Source organism: Caballeronia sp. LZ003 (assembly GCF_031451465.1).
Taxonomy (GTDB): Bacteria; Pseudomonadota; Gammaproteobacteria; order Burkholderiales; family Burkholderiaceae; genus Caballeronia.
Genome location: NZ_JARUXJ010000112.1, coordinates 1 through 713, shown reverse-complemented (window position 1 = coordinate 713; position 713 = coordinate 1). Strand labels below are relative to the sequence as shown.

At 65.1% G+C, this 713-nt stretch carries 1 protein-coding gene; it reads left to right on the top strand.

The features are described 5' to 3' along the window. Positions 1-713, top strand: a 713-nt coding sequence (locus QCE79_RS33290; protein WP_309851735.1) for a phage major capsid protein, incomplete at both ends; no start/stop codon positions are given.

Here is a 713-nt window from a genome sequence, read left to right as displayed (position 1 = left end):
GTCGAGATCGCCAAGGAGTGGAAGGACTCGACGCCTGAGGTCGAGTTGGTGCTCAAGGCGGCGGTGCAGGCGGGGACCACCACCGATCCGGCGTGGGCCAAGCCCTTGGTGGAGTATCAGAGCATGGCGAGCGAATTCATCGACTTGCTGCGCCCGGCCACGATCATCGGGCGCATCGAGCACTTCCGGCGCGTGCCGTTCAACATCAAGGTGCCCGGTCAGGTCACGGGCTCCTCGGTCAACTGGGTCGGAGAAGGCAAGCCCACGCCTGTCTCCTCCTTGGCCTTTAACACCACCTCGCTCGGCCACTCGAAGGTCGCGGGTCTGGTGGTCATGACCGAGGATCTGGTGCGCTTCTCAAGCCCTAGCGCCGAGGCGCTGGTTCAGCAAGACCTGATCGCAACGGTGGGCGGCTTTCTTGACGGCCAGTTCATCGATCCGAAGAAGGCCGAAGGGGAGTACGGCGTCTCGCCCGCGTCCATCACGCATGACCTGAACCCGATCAAGGCATCAGGCGTCGATGCGGCGGCCGTGCGCGCGGACGTGAAGGCCGCATTCGACGCCTTCATCGCGGCCAATCTATCGGTCGCCAAGGCGGTCTGGGTCATGTCCGAGAGCACGGCGCTGGCGCTCTCGATGATGCACAACGCGCTGGCGCAACCGGAGTTCCCGGGCCTCACGATGGCGGGCGGCACCTTCTTCGGGCTTCCTGC